A 22,155-nucleotide genomic window follows, 5' to 3' on the forward strand; every position below is an offset into this window, starting at 1 on the left:
CATCGGCTGGTACAACAATGAACGCATCTCGACAAAGCTCGAGGGCCTGAGCCCGGTGCAATACCGTGCTCAGGCCCTCGCGGCCTAGGATCTTATTTGGCCAGTCCAACTTTCGGGGAGCAGTTCACGCTGGAGCGTGGCCGGCTTTACTACTGGTTGTCGCGGTTGCCGGCCGTCTGGCCTGGAGCGGTATTCTGGCCGGCGCCGGGTGCGTTGTCACCGTGGGTGAGGCTGTCATACCCCACGAGGTAGAGCGGCCGGCGCAGGGTACCCGTGAAAATGCGACCGATGTATTCGCCCAGGATGCCCAGACAGAACAGCTGGATCGCACCGATTCCTCCGACGACGAGAACCGTCGAGGCCCAGCCCGGGACGGTCTGGCCGGTGATGACGCCGACCACCACAAAGACGCCGACGAACACGCAGGCGATGGCGCTCAATACGCCGAGCCAGGTGGCGAACCGCAACGGACCGCCGGAGAAGGTGACGATGCTTTCGGTGGTGAGCAGGATCATTTTGCCGAGAGGGTACTTCGATTCTCCGGCAGCGCGCTTGTCCCGTTCGTAGTAGACGTTGGCGCTGGGGAAACCGAACCACGGAATGATCAGGCGGTAGACCCTGCCCTCTTCCGGAAGACGGTTAACCGCGTCAAGAACCCGGCGGCTCATAAGCCTGAAGTCACCCGCGTTCGAGGGAACATGCGGGCCGGCCACCCGGCGCATGAGCCAGTAGTAGAGGGCCGCAGTCTGCCGCTTGAATACGGAATCAGTGGAGCGGTCGCTGCGGACGCCGTAAACGACGTCGACGTTTTCTGCCTGTGCCGTCTTCAGCATCTCGGCGATAGTCTCGGGAGGATCCTGCAGATCGGCGTCGATTGTCACAACGTAATCGCCCACGGCCGCGGTCATTCCAGCCGTGATGGCAGCTTGGTGGCCGCTGTTGCGCATCAGCCTTAGCAGACGGAGCTGCGGCCACTCAGTACGGATCTGCTGAACCATGCCCGCAGTGCTGTCGGAGCTTCCGTCATCGACTGCCACCACCTCGTATGGGACATCCATGCCATCTAGCACTGGACGCAAGCGGGCGACCAGCTGATGGAGGACCGCCTCCTCGTTGTACATGGGTACGACGACGGAAAGCAGGGTAGGGCTCAACTCAGGACTCCTCGGACGCAATGGGCACGTAGTGAGCATACCAATCCAAGCTGGAGGGGACGTGCTGCCGAGGCCTGTCCGGCAGATCCTCACTCAGGCGGCGGCGCGGCGATGGGCTAGAATTGCGTGGGCCCCGCGGGGCCATCCACGCTGGCTTTAGACGCTGAAGCCTTAATGCGAAGAACGGACCAACACGAATGACGACAGTCAGCCGCGAGCGGGAGACGCTTCCGCTTAATGGTGCCTCGGGTGCCCCCGAGCTGGAAGCCTCCGCAGGTGAACGGGGAGGCAAGGTCCTGCTCTGGGGCCTGATCACTGTGGCTGCGACCGTTATCGGGGCCCTCATCCCGCTGATACGCACGCCGCGTTTCTATTTCTACGACGACACCCAGGCAGGCGCCTACGGCATCTGGATCGAAATCGGCCAGAGTCTGCGCCGCGGTGACTGGTGGCTGTTCAACGATGAAGCGTGGGCAGCGGGCAACTATGCTGCCGAGGGGCAGTGGGGTCTGTGGAATCCCATGGTCATGCTGATCGGACTGCTCGCTACTGTGGTGGCAGACGGAGTTGTCTTCGCCACGCTGCTGAAGATCTCGCTGATGGTCTTGCTGGCACTGGGAACCTTCCTGCTGGCCCGCAGCTACGGAGCCGCGGCACCATGGGCGGCCGTGGCCGGGACTGCGGTTCCGCTCACCGGTTTCACTACATACTTCGACGGATCGTCATGGGTAACCGGTCTCATGGTTTTTGCGCTGCTGCCATGGGCCTGGTGGGGACTGCGCCGAATCGTTGTGCGCAGGGGCAATCCCGCGCCGGCACTTATTGCTTCCTACCTGCTCATCACCGTGGGCTACGTCCACGGAACCATCATGCTCGTGGTGGTCTTCCTGGCGCTGCTGATTGAGCTGCTGGTACGGCGCCAGGCCGAACGTATCATCCCGCTCTGCCTCACCGGAGTGGTCCTGGGACTTGTCGCCCTTACTGTCTATCTCCCCGGTGTCCTCACGGCCGAGGTCACCGCCCGTGCTTCGGAGATCGGGAACAGCGGTTTCCTGGGCACCGACCTGACCGGGCTGGCCAGCTCATCCGTTGCAAGCGCCCTGCCCCAGGTTTCGGGCTGGTGGGGCGCCTACTCCCCGGTGCCGGTGCTTTACATCGCATGGTTCCTGCCGCTGATTGGCCTTGTCAGCTTGGACCGCATGCGAGGAAAGTGGCAGCAGCTGGCAGGGCTGATCGTCTTCGGCGCCATTTCCCTGATGCTGACCCTCGCCCCCAGCGATCTGGGCCCGCTGCGGTTCCCGATCCGCTTGGTCCCGTACTTCTCCCTTGCCCTGCTGGTCCTCTTTGCCGTCCTGGTTTCGCGTGCGCGGGTCCGGGAACTGACCAGGGGACGCGTCGCCGCTGTCGCCGTACTCTACGGCGCCGGCATGTACCTGGCCTGGAGCCAGAACCCCACTATTGACCGGATCCATTTTGTCCTGGGCGGGGTAGCCGCCGCAGGGCTCATCGCCGTGCTGGTTGTCCTCTATGCGCCGCACAAACTGGTGAAAACGTGGGGCGTTCGCGCCGCGGCCGCAGGCATGATCGCAGTGTCCCTGGTAACCGCCGTCGGACAGAAGCATTATTTCCCGGCAACGCCGCTTCCCGACTTCCATTACCCGGAGTCACCAGAGGAATTCCAGGAACCACTGGCTGAGGCTGAAGGCATGGCCTTTATTGTGGGACAACCTGACCGTTTAGGCCCCGATATCTGGAACGAGACTCTGGCATCCAATGCCTGGTACCTCAACGACACGCCGACGCACAACCTGTACAGCCCCATCATGTTCAGGGCCTACTCAGAGGACCTGTGCATGTCCAGCCACGGGTGGACCTGCCAGAATGCAGCGGACAGCCTCTTTACCCCGGATGAGGAGACCGGAGAACTGCTGGTTGACCTACTCTCCATCGATACCGTCCAGATACTGCGGGATCCTGAGGACACTGACGGGACACAACTGGCAGCACGCATGGTCCCGGACGGCTGGTCCGAGGTGGAACGGACGGACGACGCAGTCACCTGGGTCCGTGATGAGCCGCTGGAAAGCAACGGTGAAGCCAGCTGGAGCAGCCCTGGCACCTCGGTCACCACCATTTCGGACAGCAGCCAGGAGCTCGTGCTGCGGGTGGACCAGGTTCCGGCCGACGGCGGTGAAGTGGTCCTGAGCAGGCTCGCGTGGCCAGGTTATGAAGTGGAAGGCGGGAACCTGGCCGATCCGCTGCGCGGTTATCTGCTGACTGTCGATGTTCCCGCGGACAGTGAAGGCCAGGAGATCCACGTGACCTTCGAACCGCCGGCCTGGCCGGTCCTGGTGACGCTGATCTACACCGCGATCGGACTTGGTGTCCTGTGGTCGCTGGCGCATCTGGTTGCGCGGCTCCGGAAACCGGCGAAAAAAACCACCCGGCGTTCGGCGCATGCAGAGTCAGGTGAGCTGTGAGCCAGCCGGAGGTACCAGCGGACAAGGCGCGGGACGCCGATCCCGAGGAAAACACTCCTTTCCCCGAAGATCCGCACGGACTCTTCACTGGGCCGCCCGGACCGCTGCTTCGCCTGCTCAAGACTGAGAAGGTTGCCTTCCTGATCGTTGGCGGCGCCAATACAGTCTTCAGCACGCTGCTGTTTATCGCCCTGGACCTGCTGTACGGACGCTACGTCCCTTCCTTCGTGGTTCTGGGCAGCGCGTGGCTGATCTCCCTCATCGCAGTGTTCTTTGTCTACCGGCGGCTTGTCTTCAGAGTTACGGGACACGTGCTCCGTGACCTCGCCCGCTTCGCGCTGGTCAACCTGACAGCGCTGCTGGTGAACATGGTGCTGCTCTTCGTTGCCTCGGATCTCCTGGGAGCTCCCCGGATCCCCGCGCAGATCATCATCACCTGCCTGACAGTGTTCATTAACTACTTCGGCCACAAATACTTTTCCTTCCGACGAAAACCAGCAGAAGTCCCGGGCCCGGCAGCAGATCCGGCCGCGGGCAAGAAAGAGGACGACTCATGAGTCCCCGCGTGTCAATCGTGATCCCGGCCTACAACAATGCCGCGTACCTTCGGGCAACCCTTGAATCGGTGTTCGCCCAGACGTATCAGGACTACGAAGTTGTGATTGCCGACCACAGCTCAGTGGACAAGACCGCTGAGATCATCGATTCGTTCGCCCAGGAGCCGAGGATTCGGGTCCTCAGCCCCACCCCGCACGGCGGAGGCGCGAAAGCGAACTGGAACCGGGTGAGCCAGCATGCGGAAGGCGAATGGATCAAGCTGGTCTGCGGTGATGACCTGCTTGCACCCAACGCCCTCGAAGCACAGATGGCTGCTGTGGAGGCAAACCCCGGCGCCGTTATGGTGGCCAGCAAGCGGGATATCGTGGATGCCGAAGGGAAGGTCGTCATTGCCGGCCGCGGCCTGGGGAACTTGAATGGACGGGTTTCCGGTGCTGATGCCGTGCGTGCCACGGTGCGCAGCGGCACCAACATCTTCGGCGAACCGGCCGCCGTTCTGCTCAAGCGGGCTGTGCTGGCTGAAGGCTGGTGGGACGATTCCTACCCCTACATGATCGACGAGACCGCGTATGTGCGGGTCCTTCATTCGGGGGATCTGGTTGCACTGCCGCAGACGCTGGCCAGTTTCCGGATCAGCGCCAGCCAATGGAGCGTCCGCCTTGCCCGGTCGCAGGCGGAGCAGGCTGCCGGGCTGCACCGTGCTATCCTTACCGGCCAGCCCGGAACGCTGTCGAAATTTGATGTAGCCAGGGGGAACACGCTGGCACTGGCCAACGCCTACGCCCGCCGCCTGGTGTACATTGCACTTCGCCGCCGCATGGGCCGCGAGCACGCAGTCGAGAGCACGACGTAAGACCTCCGCACCATCCCACAGCCACAGACATCGGCACCATTTACAGGAGCACGTCATCAGCCAGCGGACACGACCAGCGACGCAGGCGGGTGGCGAGCGCTCCCTGCCGGATGCGGCCCTGGAGTGGCTGCGCACGAAGGACAACGCCCTTAAAGCAGCCGTCCTGCTCGCCTACGCGGTGGTTGTTGTACTCGGAATAACAACGTCATCGATCGGAATGGGGCATCTTCGGCAAGATCCGGAGAATCCGCTGGGGACGCAGTTTGGAGATCCACGGGTTATCCGTTCGGACGAGTACAACGCGTTTTCCCTGATAGCACTCTCCGTCATGGCCACAGGAGCCGCTCCCTCCCTGAGCGCCATGGGTGCGCGGGCAGACCTTGTACACCGATTCACGTCCGGCGGGTTCTTCGAATCAGTGGTCTTTTTTGACTCCGCGCTGCTCAAACTGGCCGGGTTCCTCCCGGACGCCAGCGTTTTTGCCGCCCACTGGTGGCTTCCTACCCTGCTCCTCCTGCTGTTTATGCCCAAGTGGTTTGAACAGGTGGGCGGGACACGGAGGATGGGCTGGCTCGCTGCGGGCCTGACAGTCCTGGCACCCGCCGTTGCCTGGTGGTCTCTGATGCCGGTCGCGCTGATCGCCTATACCCTTACCGGGTCAAGCCTGATGATCACTGCGTATCATCGCTTGTCTGCAGGGCGAAGGCCCACAGGGCTGCTGGCCGGGGTGGCCGGCGGAATTCTCATTGCGGGTATGCCGTCGTTTTATACGCCGTGGTCGCTGGTGCTGGGGCTCCCGGTCCTTGCTGCCTCAACCCTGTGGATTCTGAGCCGTGCCGGGTCATGGTGGAGCCGCATTCGGCCAGTCCTCCTGACCGGCGTAACCGCTGTGATCTTTGGAGCAGGGCTGCTTCTGGAAAACGCCGAAGGGCTAAACGCGCTTTTCGGTACCGTCTATCCGGGGGCAAGACGGTCCACGGGAGAAGCGCAGCCGTTTGCTCTGCTGTTCGGCGCACCACTGCTTTCACCCCTGCAGAACGGCGCAGAGCCGGTCCAAGCCAATGCCAGCGAAGTCTCCAGCTCGTTTACGGTGGCCTTCATCTGGATAGCGGTCCTGGCACTTACGGGCCTTGTCCCCGGAATCCGCCGGTGTATCGCCGGCTGGACAGTCCTGGCCTTCTCACTGATATGGCTGGCGTGGACGCTGGCGGACTGGGGTGGCTTCGGCGCGCGGATACCCCTGCTCAACCTTGTTCCGCCTGTCCGGGCAGCTCAGGTCGTGGGCATTCTGGGCGTTATTGTGCTCTGTTTATTCTTGTCGGCAATAAGACGGGGCAAATGGGGTCCGGCCATTCTCGCAGCGGTTGCCTGCACGGCGGTGACGGTACTGGCCGGCCTTCGGGTGCAGGCGGAGTACCTGCCGGACCTCAGCATGGCGGGCATCCTCGCCGCGGGAGCCGGCGTCGCACTATCGGTGCTGCTGGTAACCCGCTATCCAAACAGGTCGTGGCCCGTTGCGCTGGCTCTAGTAATAGCCGCCGCACCGGTTTACCGGTCAAACCCAGTGCTTTTTGGGCTTGGCGATCTGCGTCAGTCGGACACCGCAAAAGCTCTGTATGAGTATGGAAAGGAAGCCAGGGCCGACGGCACCTACTGGGCATCGAACTCTGGCGCCTTTGACACGGCGTCGCTGGCCAATGGGGTTCCGCTGCTGTCCGGACTGCAGCGGTCGGGGCCCCGCATGGAAATGTGGGAGCGGCTGGACCCCGACCGGCAGGCCGAAGAAGCATGGAACCGGGGAGGGGGTTACATCTCCTTCGCCTGGACACCGGGCGAAGAGACGGTGGTAACAACCAACAACCTGGACGTGACGTTTGTGCGCGCTGATCCCTGCACCCTGGCCGGAGCCATGCCGGAACTGGGGCACATCGCCTCGTCGACGGAGCTAACGGGGGAGTGCCTCCAGCCGGACGGCGTACTGCAGTGGGCAGGGAAACAGATTTACGTGTATAAGGTCCTGCGGGAGTGATCCGCTGCTAGCCCAACAGGTACGCGCGCAGCGCTTCGCCGGCCGTCCGCGGCGTGAAGCCCGCTGCCTTGATCTTCTGCAGGTCCAGCACACTGTTTAGCGGGCGGGGTGCAGCCTCCGGTTTCGAGGCGAAGTATTCCTCGGTGCTCACCCCGGTCACGGCCAGCGGGTCAGCCCCGGTGAGGGTGAAGACCTCTGCGGCGATGTCCGCCCAGGAGACTGGATCACCGTCGTTGGTGATGTTGTAGGTTCCGTAGGGAGCTGCGGACTCTGTCAGGTGGCGGATTGCTGCTGCGATGTCCTGGGTGAAGGTCAGACGGCCGATCTGGTCGTTTACCACGCTGGGCTTCACGCCACGGCTGGCAAGGGATGCCATGGTGCGGACAAAGTTGCCGCCGTCACCGATCACCCAGCTGGTCCGCAGGATGTAGTGCTGCGGGACGGCGGAGACAGCAGTGTCTCCGGCAGCCTTGGACTGACCGTAGACGCCGAGCGGGGAGAACGGCTCATCCTCCGTGTGGACGGTTTCGGCTCCGTCGAAGACGTAGTCGCTGGAGATATGTACCAGCGTGATCCGGTTCTGTGCGGCGATGCGGGCCAGCCGGGCAACGGCGGCGGCATTGACGTTCCAGGCGGACCGCCGTCCCTCGGAGGTCTCGGCTGCGTCCACGGCTGTGTAGGCGGCGGCGTTGATAATGGTCCGGTAGTTCTTCCAGTTCCGGTTCCAGGAGTTCGGGTTGCCGAGGTCGAACCCGCTGCGGCCAGCGAACTCGACTGACGGATCGCCGTCGTACTCAGCCCGCAGGGCTTTGCCCAGCTGTCCGTCTGCGCCGATGACCAGTGTCTTCTTCGGCGCCATGGGTGCAACGTCCGCCAGGCGGGGGTGTGCCTTGTCTTTCGCGGAGAGTTCGGCCTGTTCCAGGGGGATGGGCCAGGGAATGGCAACCGTCTCGTCGGCGAGGTTCAGGAACGTGTACTGGTCCTGCGCGCCGGCACTCCAGTGGTCGTTCACCAGGTAGGTGTAGGCGGTGTTGTCTTCCAGGGTCTGGAAGGCGTTGCCCACTCCACGCGGAATGAAGATGGCCTGGCTCGGATCCAGCTCAGCGGTAAAGACTGCTCCGAAACTGGGACCTTCGCGCAGGTCCACCCACGCACCGAAGATTTTCCCGGTGGCTACTGAAATGTATTTGTCCCATGGCTCGGCGTGGATGCCGCGGGTTGTTCCGGCTTTTTCGTTGAAGGAAATGTTGTTCTGGACCGGGCCGAAGTCCGGCAGGCCCAGTTCCAGCATCTTCTCTCGCTGCCAGTTTTCCTTGAACCAGCCGCGGTTGTCGCCGTGGACGGGAAGGTCATAGAGCACGACGCCGGGAATGGGGGTTTCGTAGGCGGTGAGCGCCTTGGAGAATTCAGCCATTGCCGTTACTGGCCCTGGACCTTGTATTTGGCTTCGGTCTCGGCCTTCTGCGGCCGCCACCAGGCTTCGTTCTCCCGGTACCAGGCGATGGTGTCCTCGATACCCTGCTCGAAGTTTGAGAACTGCGGTTCCCAGCCGAGCTCGGTCCGGAGCCGGGTGGAATCGATGGCGTAACGCAGGTCGTGCCCGGGCCGGTCAATGACCTGGTCGTAGGCATCGGCGGGCTGGCCCATGTGGCTGAGGATCAGTTCGATGACTTCCTTGTTGTTCTTTTCCCCGTCGGCGCCGATCAGGTAGGTTTGCCCGATCTCGCCCCGCTCGATGATCCGCAGGACGGCGGAGGAGTGGTCGTTGGCGTGGATCCAGTCCCGCACGTTTTCCCCGGCACCGTAGAGCTTGGGCCGCACGCCGTCGATCACGTTGGTGATCTGGCGGGGGATGAACTTCTCCACGTGCTGGTAGGGCCCGTAGTTGTTGGAACAGTTGCTGATAGTGGCCTGGAGCCCGAAGGAACGGACCCAGGCGCGCACCAGCAGGTCCGATCCGGCCTTCGTGGAGGAGTACGGGCTGGACGGGTTGTACGGGGTGGCCTCGGTGAACCGCTGCGGGTCGTCGAGTTCCAGGTCCCCGTAGACCTCGTCGGTGGAGATGTGGTGGAAGCGGGTGCCGTGCTTCCGGGCAGCCTCAATCAGGGTATAGGTGCCAATGATGTTGGTGTCCAGGAACGGGCGCGGATCATGGAGCGAGTTGTCGTTGTGGGACTCTGCCGCGTAGTGGACGACGACGTCGGCGTCCGCCACCAGACGGTCCACCAGTCCGGCATCGCAGATATCGCCCTGGATGAGCTCAAACCGGTCCGCGGACAGGCCTTCGAGGGAGGCCTTGTTCCCGGCGTAGGTGAGCTTATCCAGCACCGTGATCGACGCATCGGTATGGGCCAGTGCGTAGTGCACGAAATTGGAGCCAATAAAGCCGGCGCCGCCGGTGACAAGGAATCTGCGCATGTATATGTACGTTACCGGATTTGCCGTGCCAGATCAGACCGGCGAAGATGAGCACCATGCGTGGAATTATTCTGGCCGGCGGTACCGGTTCGCGGCTGCACCCCATCACCCTTGGCGTCAGCAAGCAGCTGGTCCCGGTCTATGACAAGCCGATGATCTACTACCCGCTCTCAACGCTGATTCTCGCGGGAATCAAGGACATCCTGATCATCACCACCCCTCACGACGCGGACCAGTTCCAGCGCCTGCTCGGTGACGGCTCCCGGTTCGGCGTCAGCATCACCTACAAGCAGCAGCCCTCTCCCGATGGTCTGGCGCAGGCCTTCATCCTGGGTGCTGAACACATCGGAAACGGGCCCGTGGCACTGGTGCTGGGGGACAACATTTTCTACGGCGCCGGCATGGGAACACAGCTGCGCCGCTTCTCGCAGATCGACGGCGGTGCCGTGTTCGGGTACTGGGTTGCTGATCCCAGTGCCTACGGTGTGGTTGAGTTCGACGACGAGGGCAAGGCTATTTCCCTGGAGGAAAAACCGGCTCAGCCAAAGAGCCACTACGCGGTGCCGGGCCTGTACTTCTACGACAACGACGTCGTGGAGATCGCACGGAACCTTGAGCCCTCACCACGTGGCGAGCTGGAGATCACGGACGTCAACCGGGTCTACCTCGAGAAGGGGAAACTCCAGGTGGAGATCCTGCCGCGGGGCACCGCCTGGCTGGACACCGGAACATTCGATTCACTCAACGAAGCCTCCGAATTCATCCGCACCGTCCAGAAGCGCCAGGGCCTCTCAATCGGCTGTCCCGAGGAAATCTCCTGGCGGCTGGGTAACCTGTCTGACGACGAACTGCGCACAATCGCCGAGCCCCTTATCAAGAGCGGGTACGGCACCTACCTGCTGGGACTGCTGGAGAACCGGGGAAAGTAACAAAGCACAAAAAAAGGGGGCGCCCGAGGGCGCCCCCTTTTTCGTATCTGCCTAAGGCAGGAACTCTTCACGTCCGTCGCTCTGCGGATCAGAGGCGGCAGCAGGCAGGGACGTACCGGCACCGAGGGCATCCACCTGCGTCCGGAGCTGCCGCACGGCCGTTTCCAGGACAGCTACCTCTTCGGCCAGAACCCGGCTCTCGTCCTCTACCATGGAGAGCTCCCATGACAGGTGCAGGGAAACTCCCATCAGCAGGACGATGCTCATTGCGAAGAGCAGGTTCGCAGGAACTTCCACTCCGAGCCAGCCCGAGACAAGGGCCAGCAGCTGAGGCCAACCCGCAAGGATCAGCGCTCCGCCGCCGACCAGCAGCCAGAGCACGGCGTACTTTTCACGGAGTTTCCTGCGGCGCAGCATGACCAGGACGATCACGACCATGAGCAGGGAGAATATGAATGCAGCTGCGACAGCCATGGTTTATGCCTTACCTGAATTGACCTGGGACTTGCGGCGTGTCATCGCGAGGCCAAGGGCGAAGACGGAGCGCAGAAGATAGATGGTGGATTTGGCCGGGTTATGGCTGGGCACGCCGCCCTGCCGCACCCGCATCTGCACGGGGATCTGGGTTACGGTGCACCCGGACCGGACGGCAACAACCAGGGAATCGATGGTGTCTCCGAGGTATTCGGCCGGATAATGGTCGATGTACTGGTCCAGCGCGCGGACGTTGGCGGCGCGGAAGCCGGAGGTAACGTCTGTGAGCTTTTCGCCTGCCAGCCGGGAGACTACTGCCGCCAGGAAGGACATGGCCCACTTCCTGGGGCCGGAAACCTTGTAGTTGCCTGCTTCGGCAAAGCGGGCGCCAATGGCGATGTCTGCTCTCTTCAGGCCCTGAACCACCCGGTCAATGTCACGGGGATCATGCTGGCCGTCAGCGTCGACCTGGATGACCTGCCGGTAACCTTTCCGCCGGGCGTACTTGAACCCTGCCCGCATCGCACCGCCGACTCCGAGGTTGAACGGCAGCCGCAGGACTGTGGCACCTGCCTCTTCGGCGAGGGCGCCGGTGGAGTCGGAGGAACCGTCGTCGACGACAAGGACGTCGTAGTCCTTCCCCTGTGCGAGGACCTCACGGACCGTGTTTCCCACAGTCTCGCCTTCATTCCATGCGGGCATGATGACGAGGAGGCGATTTGGGTCCTGCATGGGCATAGCGGGGTTCGAGTTCCTTATCTGGTCTTAGTCTGGTTCTGCAGCCTGCATCCGAAGAAGTGCCGGACAAGGCCGGACGGTCCAGTGCTAACATCGTAGCCGAACCCCGAAGGCCCGTCATCCGGCGCCGGTGGGTGGAGAGCATGCGCTCTGCCTGCCCGACAGCGGCGAAATGAGCACAAGGAACCAGAGGAGCACCGCACATGCTGCGCGAAGACAATCCGAAGGGTTCCGCTGCCCGGCTGGCCCGCCTCCGCGGCCTGCTTTTTGGCCCGGCCGGCAAGTACCTGCTGGTGGGAGTACTCTCTTTCGCCATCGACTTCGGCATGCTGGTGCTCCTGTACGAGGTTTTCGGCGTGGTTCTTTGGCTCGCTACCCCGATTGCCTTCCTCGTCAGCCTTTTCGCTAACTACCTCCTGCAGCGGTTCTTCACCTTTGCCGGGACACCGACGCGCGGCACCAGCTTCATCAAGTACATCCTTCTTGTGGCCGTGAACACGGTCGCTGCCAGCCTGATCGTCTCGGGCTTTGAAGCTGTTGGAAGCAGCTATGTCATTGGCAAGGTGGTCTCAACTGCCGCGATGACCGTGTGGAACTTCTTCGCCTACAAGTACTGGGTCTTTGCAGCAAGGGAAGGTGCTGGCCTCGAAGAGCCAGCACCTTCTCCCGCCCGCGAAGCCTAGCCCTGGGGCAGGACGTCCCTTCGGACTCCCTGCCGGTAGCCTTCCTGCTGCATACCGGTGAGCGGATACGTGTAATAGTTACCGGTGCGGTCAACGGCCCCGAGCATATTCCGTCCGTTCGCTGCTGATGGCGCCGGGAAAAGGCGTGTGAAGCTGCCCCAGCCGGTTCCCACGGTTTCATGAATGCCCAGCAGGCCGTTTCCGGCTCCGCGCCACAGGGACAGACGCCCGTCAGGGGCCCAGCCCAGTACATCATTTCGCCCGTCGCCGTCGTAATCTCCAGGCGCGGCCAGAGCCGTGAACCCGTCCCACCCTCCTCGGCCAATCAGAGCCCGCTTGGTGTAGCCTTCGTTGCTTCCACGCACCGCGCCAGTTCCGTTGTAGCGCCACAGGTTTCCCGCTCGGTCCCGGGCGAGAAGATCCGGCCTGCCGTCACCGGTGAGGTCGCCGGCCCCGAGCACCTGGGTGTAGTCGTTCCATCCGGTGCCGATGCGGACCACTTTCGCGTACCCTTCACTCGTCGCAGAGACGCGTCCGGTCCCGGCATAGAACCACAGGGTACCGTCCGGCTTCCGGGCAATCAGGTCGTTGCGGCGGTCGCCGTTGAAGTCACCGACCGCTGTGAGCTCGGAGTAAATCTGCCAGCCGGAACCGATCCTGATCCTGGTCCCGTATGTGCCGTTGGCCTTGCCGGGCTGGAACCAGAGCACCCCGTCGGAGGCCACCGTGAGCAGGTCCGCAATGCCGTCGGAATTGAAATCGGGAGTAGCGGTCACCAGTTTCTGCTGTGCCCAGGCCACCGTTCCCCGCCGGGCACCGGCGTCGTAGCCTTCCGAGACGGAGCCGGTTCCCTGGTAGAACCAGACCCGTGAATCCGAGCCGAGGCCCAGCAGATCGGTACGTCCGTCGCCGTTGAAGTCGCTGCCTCCCAGGACGCTGCCGTAAATGCTCCAGCCGGTACCGATCACATGGCCCGGGGCGAAGGATCCGCCTCCGGAGCCCTGCAGGAACCAGAGTCGGCCGTCACCGGTCCGGGCGACGACGTCGACCCTCCCATCACCGTTGAAGTCGCCCGTTCCGCTGAAATCGGCGAAACGCCACCAGTCTCCGGACGCGGGGACAGCCGGGCCGTGTGCCCCGGTGCCTGTGCTGCGGTAGACGACGGCCGAGCCGTTCGGCCGCACGGCCAGGATGTCGGGGCGGCCGTCGCCGTTGCTGTCGCCGATGCCGACCAGGTGGCGGAACTCGCCCCAGCCGCCGCGTCCAATGACCACGGCCGGCCGGTAGCCTTCGCTGGCGGCTGAGACAGTGCCGGTTCCGGCATAGAAGTAGAGGTCGCCGTCCACATGCCGGGCCACGATATCGGCCCGTCCGTCCCCGTTGTAGTCACCGGCAGTCACCAGAGCGTTGAATACCTGCCAGCCGCTGCCGATCTGGCGGGGGGAGGAGAAACCACCGCTGCCGGTTCCGGCATGGAACCACAGGGTGCCGTCAGCCCTGCGGGTGAGCAGGTCGGGGCGGCCGTCACCGTTGAAGTCGCCGGGACTGAGTACCTTCCGTGTCCAGTCCGGTGAGGCCCCGTTCATGGCGAACCGGGCGAGGTCGTCAGCGGAACCGCGCCAAACGTTTGAGTCGCCTTCAAAGGGGCCGGTGCTGCTGTACTGCCAGACGTTGTACGTCTTCCAGCCGGCCGGCATCGCGCCCGGACCGGATGTGCTGTAACGGGCAATGTGCAGTGGATGGTTGGCAAAGGCGGTGCTGTTGCCGGTGCACCGGTTCCACCAGTCCGCCGTTGTGTAGATCATCGGCAGCCGCCCGGTGCGTGCCCTGACCGTGTTGGAGAAGTCCCGGATCCAGGACACCATCTGGGCCGGGGTGAAGTCGTAGCAGGTGTTCCCCAGGTCGGGATAGGGGTTGTACTCGATATCCAGCAGGGGAGGGAGGGTCCTGCCGTCAGCCGACCAGCCGCCGCCGTTGTTGACAAAGAAGTTGGCCTGCGCGGCGCCGGAGGAATCACGGGTGGGAATGGCGAAGTGGTAGGCGCCCCGGTACATGCCCACAGAGCTTGCACCGTTGTACTGGCTCGAATAGCGGGGGTTTTTGTAAGTGGTGTGCTCAGTAGCTTTGACGTAGGCAAAACGTGCGCCCTGGTTCCAGGCACGGCTCCAGTTCACGGCAGTCTGGTGGCTGCTGACGTCCATGCCCTGGATCCCGGCGGGCTTCCAGGTGGCCAGCGGGGCAGCCGCTTTCTGCGCGGCCTGTGCCTCTGCGGCTCCCGTCTCCGCCGGGGTGCCGGAGCGCAGGGGGGCTGCCAATCCGGCGCTGACCAATGACCGTTCTGCCGCCAGGCGCTCTGCGGTTTCGCCGGGAGCAGGGGTCTGCGGGTCGTTGGTAGCTTCCAGCCGTTCCAGGCCCTGGCCCATCCGGGCACCCAGCAGTCCAATGAGTTCCGCGACGTCGACGTCGCTTTGTTCAGCTGCGGGGGGATTCCTCAGATCTGCCGCTTATTTCCGGCTCCGCGGTGGTTTCCGTTTCTGCCGCTGTTGGGTCTGCGCGTGGTTCAGCCAGTTCTGTCTCAACTGCCGGAAGCTCCGCAGGCCCGGGGAACTCCGCTTCCGGCCCGTCACCAGCCGGCAGGAGGGGGGCGGTGTTGGGACTGGGGGCAGGGGTCTCCTGGACCGCCGGTGCTTCACTTTGCGTCGTGGCGTAGGCCGGTGCGGTGGCAACGGCGAGGGCGAGGGTGAGGAAGCCTGCCAGCACGGGCGCGGCGTTGCGTTGTTTCACGGGGTCTCCAGAGAGCAGATATGTGTCAGCCTGAACAATACCGGGGCTGATGTGGTTTATGAGACTGGTGAAGGGTGATTTGGGCTGCGAAACCTACTCGGGAGAGGGAGGAAGCAACAGAGTGCTGCGGGGACCCCGGTTCCCGGCGCTTCCATGACCGTCCGTGGCCTTGAATTCCCTGGTTGCCGGCAGGCGGTGCCGGCGCGGGCGCTGCAGGCATCAACGTAGACTGGACCCGATGCTTTCACGCCCGGCGACCAGGAATTAGTTGATGACGGTTTTGGAACAAACTGAAGAAGACGGCCCGCAGGAACGGCGGTTCACGCGTCCGGCGAAGTCCCGGGCAATGAACGCCGGACGTGTGCTGGTGGTCAGCTTCCTTGCCGTTTTCGCGCTGACCGTCCTGTGGTCCCTGGCATCTCCGCTGATGTCCGTGCCGGATGAACCCGCGCACACTGTCAAGGCAGCCGCCGTCGCCCGCGGTGAACTCCTCGGGGAGACCGATGGCGCCCAGGGCTCGGCGATGACGGTCACTGTGCCTGAGTACATCGCCGCAACTCATGACCAGACCTGCTACAAGCACCAGAGGCAGATCCCGGCGGCATGTGCCCCCGGCGTGGGCGAGGGAACCGGGATGGTCTCCGCCGAAACCACGGCCGGCAATTACAACCCGGTCTACTATTTCGTCACGGGACTGCCTTCGCTGTTCCTCAGCGGGGCACCGGCGCTTTATGGGATGCGAATCGCCAGCGCCCTGTTCTGCTCAGTGTTCTTTGCGATGACATTCGCGGCGGCGGCGAAGTTCAAGCGCCCGCTGTGGCCCTTCGCAGCGGCAGTCGTTTCGACTACCCCGATGGTGCTGTACCTCACGGGGTCAATTAACCCCAACGCCCTGGAAATCGGAGCCGCGGCCGCTTTCTTCCTCAACCTGTGCGTGGTTCTGGGCAGCAGCACGCTGAAGCCCGTCCGGGCCAACATGGTCTTTGTGGGTGTTTCCGGTTTTGTCCTGGCGAATACCCGGCCGCTTTCACTGCTGTGGATGGCGCTGGCCGCAGCCGCAGCGCTGTGCATTTACGGGTGGCGACCCCTGCTGAAGGTGTTCAAAGACGGCCTTGGCCTGGCGATGGCTGGCCTGGTGGGAGTGGGCTGCGGCCTAAGCCTCGCCTGGTTCGCCGTCGCCAACAGCTTCGAAAGCCTGACCGGCACGGGAGTGGAACTCAGCAAATCCGACGCAGCCATCGTTATGTTCGAAAGCACGCTGGACTACGCGACCGGTTACGTGGGGCGGATGGGATGGCTGGACACTGACCTCCCTATGGCCGTCTACATTCTCTGGTATTCGCTCATGGCTCTTCTGCTTGTGCTGGGGGTGACCGCTAGGGCGAAGGGCAGCCGGGCCTCAGTGTGGCTTCTGGTGGCGGCGCTGGTGGCGCTTCCCCCGATTATGCAGGCGCAGGTCATCAACGAACTCGGCTGGATCTGGCAGGGCCGATACGTTTTGGCGCTGGTCGTGGTGATCCTGCTCTGCTGCGGAACCGTCAGCCAGTCCCTGGCTCTGCGTGTCACCCCCAGGAGCAGGAGCATCCTGCGGCTGCTGACCGTTGTCACAGCGCTCGCCCACGTAGTCAGCTTCGTGGTTGTCCTGCGCAGGTATGCAGTAGGCGTTATCGGTGAGCCCAACTGGGGCCGTTTCCTGTTTGCGCCGGAATGGCAGCCGCCGTTGTCCTGGCTGGTGCTGGCCCTTATCTATGCTGCAGTGATTTCCGCTGCCGGGCTTCTCATATACCGGTACGTGATCGCAGCAGCTGCCGCAGATACGCCCCGCAGCACAGAGCCCGGGAATACTGCCCGCCACGGTCCTGGACAGGAACCCGCCCTCACCTGAGACAGCGACGTCCCCGGGTAACTTCCAGCCGGCTATACGCCTGCGTCCGGGCGGACGGTTTTCCACAAAAGTACCGGGCACTCTCGTCAGAGACGGATAAATCTCCTATTCTCCCCCGCATGGCCGCACTGGCCTGCAGAAATAGTCTCGTTGCCACCTCAGCCGAAGGCCGGGGAGGATAAACCGGGGGAGCCCAATGGACGCTGTGCGTATTGTCGAGGATGAGGTCAGGGAGCTCATCCGCGTACGCGGGCTGGACCCCGCCCGCCAAGCCGGAGAAGTGCGGCGGCTGGTGGAGGCGGCCGTCCAGGACTACGACCAGCGGTCACTGCTCGGCACCCTGCCCGCACTGGGACAGCTTGATAGAGCCAGGAAGCAGGTTTTCGACGCCGTCGCCGGATTCGGAGCCCTGCAGCCCCTGCTTGATGATCCGACGGTCGAGGAGATCTGGATCAACTCCCCAGGTGAGGTTTATGCGGCCAGAGACGGAAGATCCGAACTCACACCCCTGAACCTGACATCGGAGCAGGTGCGGGACCTGGTGGAACGCATGCTGAAATCCTCCGGCAGACGCCTGGACCTCTCGTCACCGTTCGTCGATGCGGCCCTGCCGGACGGTTCACGGCTTCACGTTGTCATCCCTGATGTGACCCGGAAGCACTGGGCCGTCAATATCCGCAAATTCATAGTCCGGGCCAGCCGCCTGGAACATCTCGTCGAGCTGGGAACACTGACCCCCCAGGCTGCACGCTTTCTTTCCGCGGCGGTGTCAGGCGGATTGAACATCCTTGTCTCCGGGGCAACCCAGGCCGGTAAAACGACGCTTCTGAATTGCCTTGCCGCATCCATCGGCGCCCGGGAACGCGTCGTCACGGTGGAGGAGATCTTCGAACTGCAGCTTCCCCTGCGCGACGTCGTGGGGCTGCAGTGCAGGCAGGCCAACCTGGAAGGAACCGGCGAAATTCCGCTGCGGCGCCTGGTCAAGGAAGCCCTGCGGATGCGGCCTGACAGGCTGATTGTGGGTGAGGTTCGGGAAGCCGAGAGCCTGGACATGTTGATTGCATTGAATTCCGGGCTTCCCGGCATGTGCACGGTTCACGCCAACAGCGCGCACGACGCCGTCACGAAGATCTCTACGCTGCCTCTGTTAGCGGGGGCCAACATTTCCAGTTCCTTCGTTGTTCCCACCGTGGCCTCCTGCATAGACCTGGTGGTCCATTGTGTCCGGACTCCTGCCGGGCGACGGGAAGTCACTGAAATCCTGGCTTTGGGGCGAAGGGTGGAAAACGGGGTTATAGAATCCACGCTCGTCTTTCAGCGTGTCGATGGCCGTTTGGAAGCTTCCCCGTCTGCGCTTCCATCTCCGGACAAGTTTGCCCGCGCCGGAATGAACCTGGCCGAACTGCTGGAGCCGGCAGCATGACGACCGTTGCGGGACTGACTCTTGGAATTGGCCTGTTCTTAGTCTGGTGGTCCTGCTGGGCACTTCCGGAACGCCCGCCCAAGCTGCGGCGTGCAGGCCGGCTCGCGGAGATGCTCAGCGCGTCCGGCATTAGACGCGTGACTCCCGCCGGCCTGGTTGCCAGCAGCGTCCTCCTGGGCGTCCTTGTCCTCCTGACCAGCTGGGTGCTGACAGGTTCCCTCCCCATCGCCGCTTGTTTCGGTGTCTTTGCCAGCGCCGTGCCGGTGAGCGCAGTCCGCTGGCAGGCCCACAGACGCAGCGCCTCCCTGATGGAGCTCTGGCCGGATGCTGTGGACCACTTACGTTCGGCTATCCGCGCTGGACTGTCGCTGCCGGAGGCGCTCATTCAACTCGGGGAGAACGGGCCGGCGGAGCTTCGTACACCATTTCGGGAATTCGGGGCAGACTACCGCTCCGGCGGCTCGTTTGAAGAAGCGCTCGACAACCTGAAGGAGCGATTGGCAGACCCAGTCGGAGACCGGATCGTGGAATCCCTGCGCCTCACCCGGCAGGTGGGCGGATCCGATCTGGGGAGGCTGCTCGGCACTCTGGGGGAATTCCTGCGCGAGAACGCGCGGACCCGCAGCGAACTGCTGGCACGGCAGTCATGGACAATTAACGCGGCCCGGCTGGCTGTAGCTGCACCTTGGCTGGTGCTGGTGCTGATGTCGACTACGCCGGAGGCCGTTGAAGCATACAACTCCGCGGCCGGGGCTGCAGTTCTAGCCACGGGAATGGTGATGTCGGTTGGCTGCTACCGCTTGATGCTGCGCATTGGTGCGCTGCCCGCGGAAAAGCGGGTACTGCGGTGAGCGGGCTGTGGCCGGCCGCCGTGCTGGTGGGAACTGGCCTCGGCATGGGGCTTTGGCTGACCGTCACCCGGCTTCCCTTCCTCCGGCCCGCTTCCTTTGCCGACCGGATCGCGCCGCAGCTGCGCTCCGTAACGCATGGATCTCGGCTGCTCGAGCCCGCGGACACCACGCCGTTTGGTCCGCTGCAGCGGGTTTTCCGGCCCGTACTTCAGGAGCTGGTACACAAGCTCGCCCGCATCAATCCCGCTAATTCGGCCCTGCAGCGACGGCTGGACCGCGCGGGCAACCGCATGACCGTCCTGGAGTTCCGTTCTGGACAGCTGCTGTTTGCCGGAGCGGGCCTCCTTATAGGCGGGGCAGCTGCAGTCTGGCTGGCAGCCAACGCGCTCATTTCTGTTCCGGCTGTTGCGCTCCTGGCGCTCGCATCAGGGCTACTCGGCTTCCTCCTTCGGGACTATCTCCTGACCAGGGAAGTCCGCCGGCGGGAAGCAGTGATGCTTACAGAGTTTCCCAGCATGGCAGAAATGATGGCGTTGGCTGTTGGGGCAGGGGAGAGCGCCGGCGGTGCGCTGGAACGTGTGGCGCGTACGTCCCGAGGCGAACTGGCCCGGGAGTTCGGGCATGCGTTGGCCGAAACCCGTTCCGGCGCACCATTGCTGACGGCCCTGCGCAATCTGTCCAAGCGCACCCAGCTGGCCCCATTGTCCAGATTCGTGGACGGGGTCTCGGTCGCTATCGAGCGTGGCACGCCACTGGCGGACGTTCTCCGGGCCCAGGCCCAGGATGTCCGGGACATGGCCAAGCGTGAACTCATGGAAGAGGCAGGAAAGAAGGAGATCGCCATGATGGTGCCGCTGGTCTTCGGCGTCCTGCCGCTTACCGTCCTCTTCGCCATCTTCCCGGGACTTTCCCTGCTCAGCATCGGCCTATGAGGATGCCTGCAAAGACCGCAACCCTGATTCCGTTCACCATCGAAGAGAGGACCCCAATGAAGTCGCTAACTGCCCTTCGTCACCTGCCGGCCTTCGTAGCAGCCAGTCTCCTGGTGAGGCTCACGGCCGCCCTGCATCCGCGTGCCTCCGAGAGGGAACGCGGAGACGTGCCCGGATGGGTCATGATCACGCTGATGTCGGCGGTTCTCGTGGCAGCCATTCTCGTAGTTGCGCGGACTGCGCTCGTCGATCTCTTCAATTCAGCCATTGACCAGGTCCGGCAGTAAAGCCCGCTCCGAAGGCGAGGACGGGTCGGCGGTCGTTGACTTCGTCATGGTTGGCGCCCTGCTGACCGTGATCGTCGTTGCGATCGTGCAGCTCGCGCTGGTTCTGCATGTCCGCAATACGCTCATTGATGCTGCGGCATCAGGTGCGCGGTATGGAACCCTGGCCGACCGAAGTCCGCAGGACGGACTTGAGCGGACACGGCAGCTGATCTCGGGGTCGCTGTCCGAAGGGTTCGCCCAGGACATCAGCTACTCCCGAACGGTAGAGCCCGGTGCGCCCATGCTGCAGATGAGGGTGCGTGCACCGCTTCCGCTGATAGGACTGATTGGTCCGCGAGGGGGAATAGAGGTGACCGGACATGCTTACTGGCCTGACTGACCGGCTGAAGCATGCGGCGAAATCCGGTGGCGAGGACGGCAGCGCCGCCGTCGAATTCGTCTTCCTCGGCGTGCTCCTGCTGGTACCGCTGGTTTACCTCATAGTTGCCGTGGGCCAGGTCCAGGGAGCAGCCTATGCTGTGGTCGGCGCAGCCGACCATGCCGCGAAAATCTACGCAGCGGCTCCTGCCGGAACTGCACCGGAGTCGCAGGCAAGGGCCGCTGCCGAACTTGCCCTGTCTGACTTTGGCTTCGACCCGAATGGACTTGAATTACGGATTTCCTGCAGCCCGGAATGCAGCGCACCCGGCTCAACCGTGACGGTCACTGTGGCACTGGACGTACCGCTCCCTGTTGTGGGGGCCATGCCGGGCATGAACCTGGCACCGGTGCGGGTGGATTCAACGTCCATGCAGACCGTTGAGAGGTTCGGATGAGTGCATCTGACTCACACGAGGTAGTGCACGGCGGCGGTGACTCGGGTCAGGTGGGGGTGCTCATCATCGGGTACGTGCTGCTCGCCCTGCTGGTAATCACTGTGGTGGCCGGTGCATCGTCGGTCTATCTGGGGCACAAGAAGCTTCTGTCAGCAGCCGACGGCGCCGCGCTCGCAGCGGCAGACACGTTCTCACTGGCACAGGTGCAGGGGAGCGGTGCAGGCGTGCCGGCGGCCGCGCTTGAAACCTCCCGGGTTATGTCGGAAGTGGAGCGTTACCTGCAGGAAAGCCGGGCGGGTGAGCGCATTGACGGACTGCAGATCTCGCCCGAGACCGGGACGCCGGATGGCCGGACAGCGAGGGTGGTCCTGGTCGCCGTCGTCCACCCGCCGATCGTGAACGTTCTGGTTCCCGGCGGCATCCCGATTACCGCTGAGAGTGATGCCCGGGCGCGGCTGACGCGGTAGCAGCACCCATGCACCGGGCATATGGCCCAGCCGGACGGATTAGGAGGCCTTCGCCTGCGTCCGGGACGGGTAGTGGCTCCAATCCCCGTGGTCGATCTCCAGGAGGGTGCCGTCATCGGCATAGCAAAGCGTCACCCGTTCGCCGTACAGGTCGCAGTCCGGGTCGGGGCAGCGGTCCCGGCCGGACCCGATGTAGTCAGCGGCGTCGAACTGGTCCCAGTCGTCAAGCTTGCCCAATGCCCAGGGATCGCCCTGCTCAGCCAGTTCCTCGAGCTCCTCACGGCCATACCTTCGGCCACGCTCGGGATGGCGGACATCAGAGGGAGACTGCCGGGAGGCGGAAGTGGCGTTCATTGAAATGACGGGCTCCTTTCCGGTTCTGACACCACTTAATG

General features: G+C 63.6%; 23 protein-coding genes. 15 read left to right on the forward strand and 8 right to left on the reverse strand.

Annotated features, from left to right (window positions below; all coding sequences use genetic code 11):
- Positions 1-88, forward strand: an 88-nt coding sequence (locus FYJ28_RS10400; RefSeq protein WP_154578246.1) for an IS3 family transposase, incomplete at its 5' end; no start/stop codon positions are given.
- Between the two features lie 61 nt (positions 89-149).
- Here the strand turns inward: FYJ28_RS10400 and FYJ28_RS10405 are convergent.
- Entirely contained in the window at positions 150-1,154 is a 1,005-nt protein-coding gene (locus FYJ28_RS10405; RefSeq protein ID WP_229780408.1) for a glycosyltransferase family 2 protein, read from the reverse strand.
- A gap of 197 nt (positions 1,155-1,351) precedes the next feature.
- Between FYJ28_RS10405 and FYJ28_RS10410 the strand changes: the two genes are divergently transcribed.
- From FYJ28_RS10410 to FYJ28_RS10425, 4 genes are read left to right on the forward strand one after another with little or no spacing between them, the layout of a single operon-like run.
- A complete protein-coding gene (locus FYJ28_RS10410) occupies positions 1,352-3,634 on the forward strand; it encodes a hypothetical protein (protein ID WP_154579240.1) in 2,283 nt (760 codons plus the stop codon).
- Positions 3,631-4,191, forward strand: coding sequence for a GtrA family protein (locus FYJ28_RS17360; RefSeq protein ID WP_154579241.1), 561 nt, complete (start codon positions 3,631-3,633; stop codon positions 4,189-4,191). The genes FYJ28_RS10410 and FYJ28_RS17360 overlap by 4 nt, the downstream gene beginning before the upstream one ends.
- Complete coding sequence (locus FYJ28_RS10420) at positions 4,188-5,045, forward strand: glycosyltransferase family 2 protein (protein ID WP_154579242.1); 858 nt, start codon at positions 4,188-4,190, stop codon at positions 5,043-5,045. The genes FYJ28_RS17360 and FYJ28_RS10420 overlap by 4 nt, the downstream gene beginning before the upstream one ends.
- Positions 4,993-7,074, forward strand: coding sequence for a DUF7657 domain-containing protein (locus tag FYJ28_RS10425; RefSeq protein ID WP_442778584.1), 2,082 nt, complete (start codon positions 4,993-4,995; stop codon positions 7,072-7,074). Before FYJ28_RS10420 ends, FYJ28_RS10425 begins: the two co-directional genes overlap by 53 nt.
- A 7-nt stretch (positions 7,075-7,081) precedes the next feature.
- Here FYJ28_RS10425 and FYJ28_RS10430 read toward each other — a convergent pair whose 3' ends face one another.
- Both FYJ28_RS10430 and rfbB read right to left on the reverse strand, forming a co-directional pair.
- Positions 7,082-8,488, reverse strand: coding sequence for a sugar nucleotide-binding protein (locus FYJ28_RS10430; RefSeq protein WP_154579244.1), 1,407 nt, complete (start codon positions 8,486-8,488; stop codon positions 7,082-7,084).
- A gap of 5 nt (positions 8,489-8,493) precedes the next feature.
- A complete protein-coding gene (rfbB, locus tag FYJ28_RS10435; protein ID WP_154579245.1) occupies positions 8,494-9,492 on the reverse strand; it encodes a dTDP-glucose 4,6-dehydratase in 999 nt (332 codons plus the stop codon).
- A 56-nt stretch (positions 9,493-9,548) separates the two neighbouring features.
- On the opposite strand from rfbB, the gene rfbA reads away from it, so the two are divergent.
- Complete coding sequence (gene rfbA / locus FYJ28_RS10440) at positions 9,549-10,421, forward strand: glucose-1-phosphate thymidylyltransferase RfbA (protein ID WP_154579339.1); 873 nt, start codon at positions 9,549-9,551, stop codon at positions 10,419-10,421.
- 51 nt (positions 10,422-10,472) lie between these two features.
- Here the strand turns inward: rfbA and FYJ28_RS10445 are convergent, their stop codons facing one another.
- Positions 10,473-10,895, reverse strand: a complete 423-nt coding sequence (locus FYJ28_RS10445; RefSeq protein WP_154579246.1) for a DUF2304 domain-containing protein — start codon at positions 10,893-10,895, stop codon at positions 10,473-10,475.
- A 3-nt stretch (positions 10,896-10,898) separates the two neighbouring features.
- Positions 10,899-11,633 (reverse strand): glycosyltransferase family 2 protein, encoded by a 735-nt coding sequence (locus FYJ28_RS10450; protein WP_195840653.1) that lies wholly within the window; start codon positions 11,631-11,633, stop codon positions 10,899-10,901.
- A gap of 203 nt (positions 11,634-11,836) precedes the next feature.
- On the opposite strand from FYJ28_RS10450, the gene FYJ28_RS10455 reads away from it, so the two are divergent.
- On the forward strand, positions 11,837-12,316 hold the full coding sequence (locus tag FYJ28_RS10455; protein WP_154579247.1) for a GtrA family protein: 480 nt from the start codon (positions 11,837-11,839) through the stop codon (positions 12,314-12,316).
- Here the strand turns inward: FYJ28_RS10455 and FYJ28_RS10460 are convergent.
- Together FYJ28_RS10460 and FYJ28_RS10465 are read right to left on the reverse strand one after the other, a co-directional pair.
- The gene (locus FYJ28_RS10460) at positions 12,313-14,739 is read right to left on the reverse strand and encodes a GH25 family lysozyme (protein ID WP_154579248.1); all 2,427 of its coding nucleotides are present in this window, start codon (positions 14,737-14,739) and stop codon (positions 12,313-12,315) included. The two genes, FYJ28_RS10455 and FYJ28_RS10460, sit on opposite strands and share 4 nt — an antisense overlap.
- 49 nt (positions 14,740-14,788) lie before the next feature.
- Positions 14,789-15,100, reverse strand: a complete 312-nt coding sequence (locus FYJ28_RS10465) for a hypothetical protein (RefSeq protein ID WP_154579249.1) — start codon at positions 15,098-15,100, stop codon at positions 14,789-14,791.
- 271 nt (positions 15,101-15,371) lie between these two features.
- On the opposite strand from FYJ28_RS10465, the gene FYJ28_RS10470 reads away from it, so the two are divergent.
- The 8 genes from FYJ28_RS10470 (at position 15,372) to FYJ28_RS10505 (ending at position 21,760) form a co-directional block, all read left to right on the forward strand.
- Complete coding sequence (locus FYJ28_RS10470) at positions 15,372-16,985, forward strand: DUF2142 domain-containing protein (RefSeq protein ID WP_154579250.1); 1,614 nt, start codon at positions 15,372-15,374, stop codon at positions 16,983-16,985.
- Positions 16,986-17,181: 196 nt separating this feature from the next.
- Positions 17,182-18,408, forward strand: coding sequence for a CpaF family protein (locus FYJ28_RS10475; RefSeq protein ID WP_055239567.1), 1,227 nt, complete (start codon positions 17,182-17,184; stop codon positions 18,406-18,408).
- Positions 18,405-19,259: a type II secretion system F family protein gene (locus tag FYJ28_RS10480; RefSeq protein WP_154579251.1), complete on the forward strand. Its 855-nt coding sequence runs from the start codon at positions 18,405-18,407 to the stop codon at positions 19,257-19,259. Before FYJ28_RS10475 ends, FYJ28_RS10480 begins: the two co-directional genes overlap by 4 nt.
- Positions 19,256-20,191: a type II secretion system F family protein gene (locus FYJ28_RS10485; protein WP_326831655.1), complete on the forward strand. Its 936-nt coding sequence runs from the start codon at positions 19,256-19,258 to the stop codon at positions 20,189-20,191. The genes FYJ28_RS10480 and FYJ28_RS10485 overlap by 4 nt, the downstream gene beginning before the upstream one ends.
- 56 nt (positions 20,192-20,247) lie before the next feature.
- Positions 20,248-20,478, forward strand: a complete 231-nt coding sequence (locus FYJ28_RS10490) for a hypothetical protein (protein WP_055239760.1) — start codon at positions 20,248-20,250, stop codon at positions 20,476-20,478.
- Positions 20,479-20,524: 46 nt separating this feature from the next.
- On the forward strand, positions 20,525-20,857 hold the full coding sequence (locus FYJ28_RS10495; RefSeq protein ID WP_154579342.1) for a TadE family protein: 333 nt from the start codon (positions 20,525-20,527) through the stop codon (positions 20,855-20,857).
- Positions 20,838-21,293 (forward strand): hypothetical protein, encoded by a 456-nt coding sequence (locus tag FYJ28_RS10500; protein ID WP_229780409.1) that lies wholly within the window; start codon positions 20,838-20,840, stop codon positions 21,291-21,293. Before FYJ28_RS10495 ends, FYJ28_RS10500 begins: the two co-directional genes overlap by 20 nt.
- The gene (locus tag FYJ28_RS10505; protein WP_154579252.1) at positions 21,290-21,760 is read left to right on the forward strand and encodes a pilus assembly protein TadG-related protein; all 471 of its coding nucleotides are present in this window, start codon (positions 21,290-21,292) and stop codon (positions 21,758-21,760) included. Before FYJ28_RS10500 ends, FYJ28_RS10505 begins: the two co-directional genes overlap by 4 nt.
- A gap of 39 nt (positions 21,761-21,799) precedes the next feature.
- On the opposite strand, the gene FYJ28_RS10510 is transcribed toward FYJ28_RS10505, so the two are convergent.
- The gene (locus FYJ28_RS10510; RefSeq protein WP_055239571.1) at positions 21,800-22,114 is read right to left on the reverse strand and encodes a hypothetical protein; all 315 of its coding nucleotides are present in this window, start codon (positions 22,112-22,114) and stop codon (positions 21,800-21,802) included.
- Between the last annotated feature and the right edge of the window lie 41 nt (positions 22,115-22,155).

Source organism: Arthrobacter sp. BL-252-APC-1A (genome assembly GCF_009696625.1).
Taxonomy (GTDB): domain Bacteria; phylum Actinomycetota; class Actinomycetes; order Actinomycetales; family Micrococcaceae; genus Arthrobacter_B.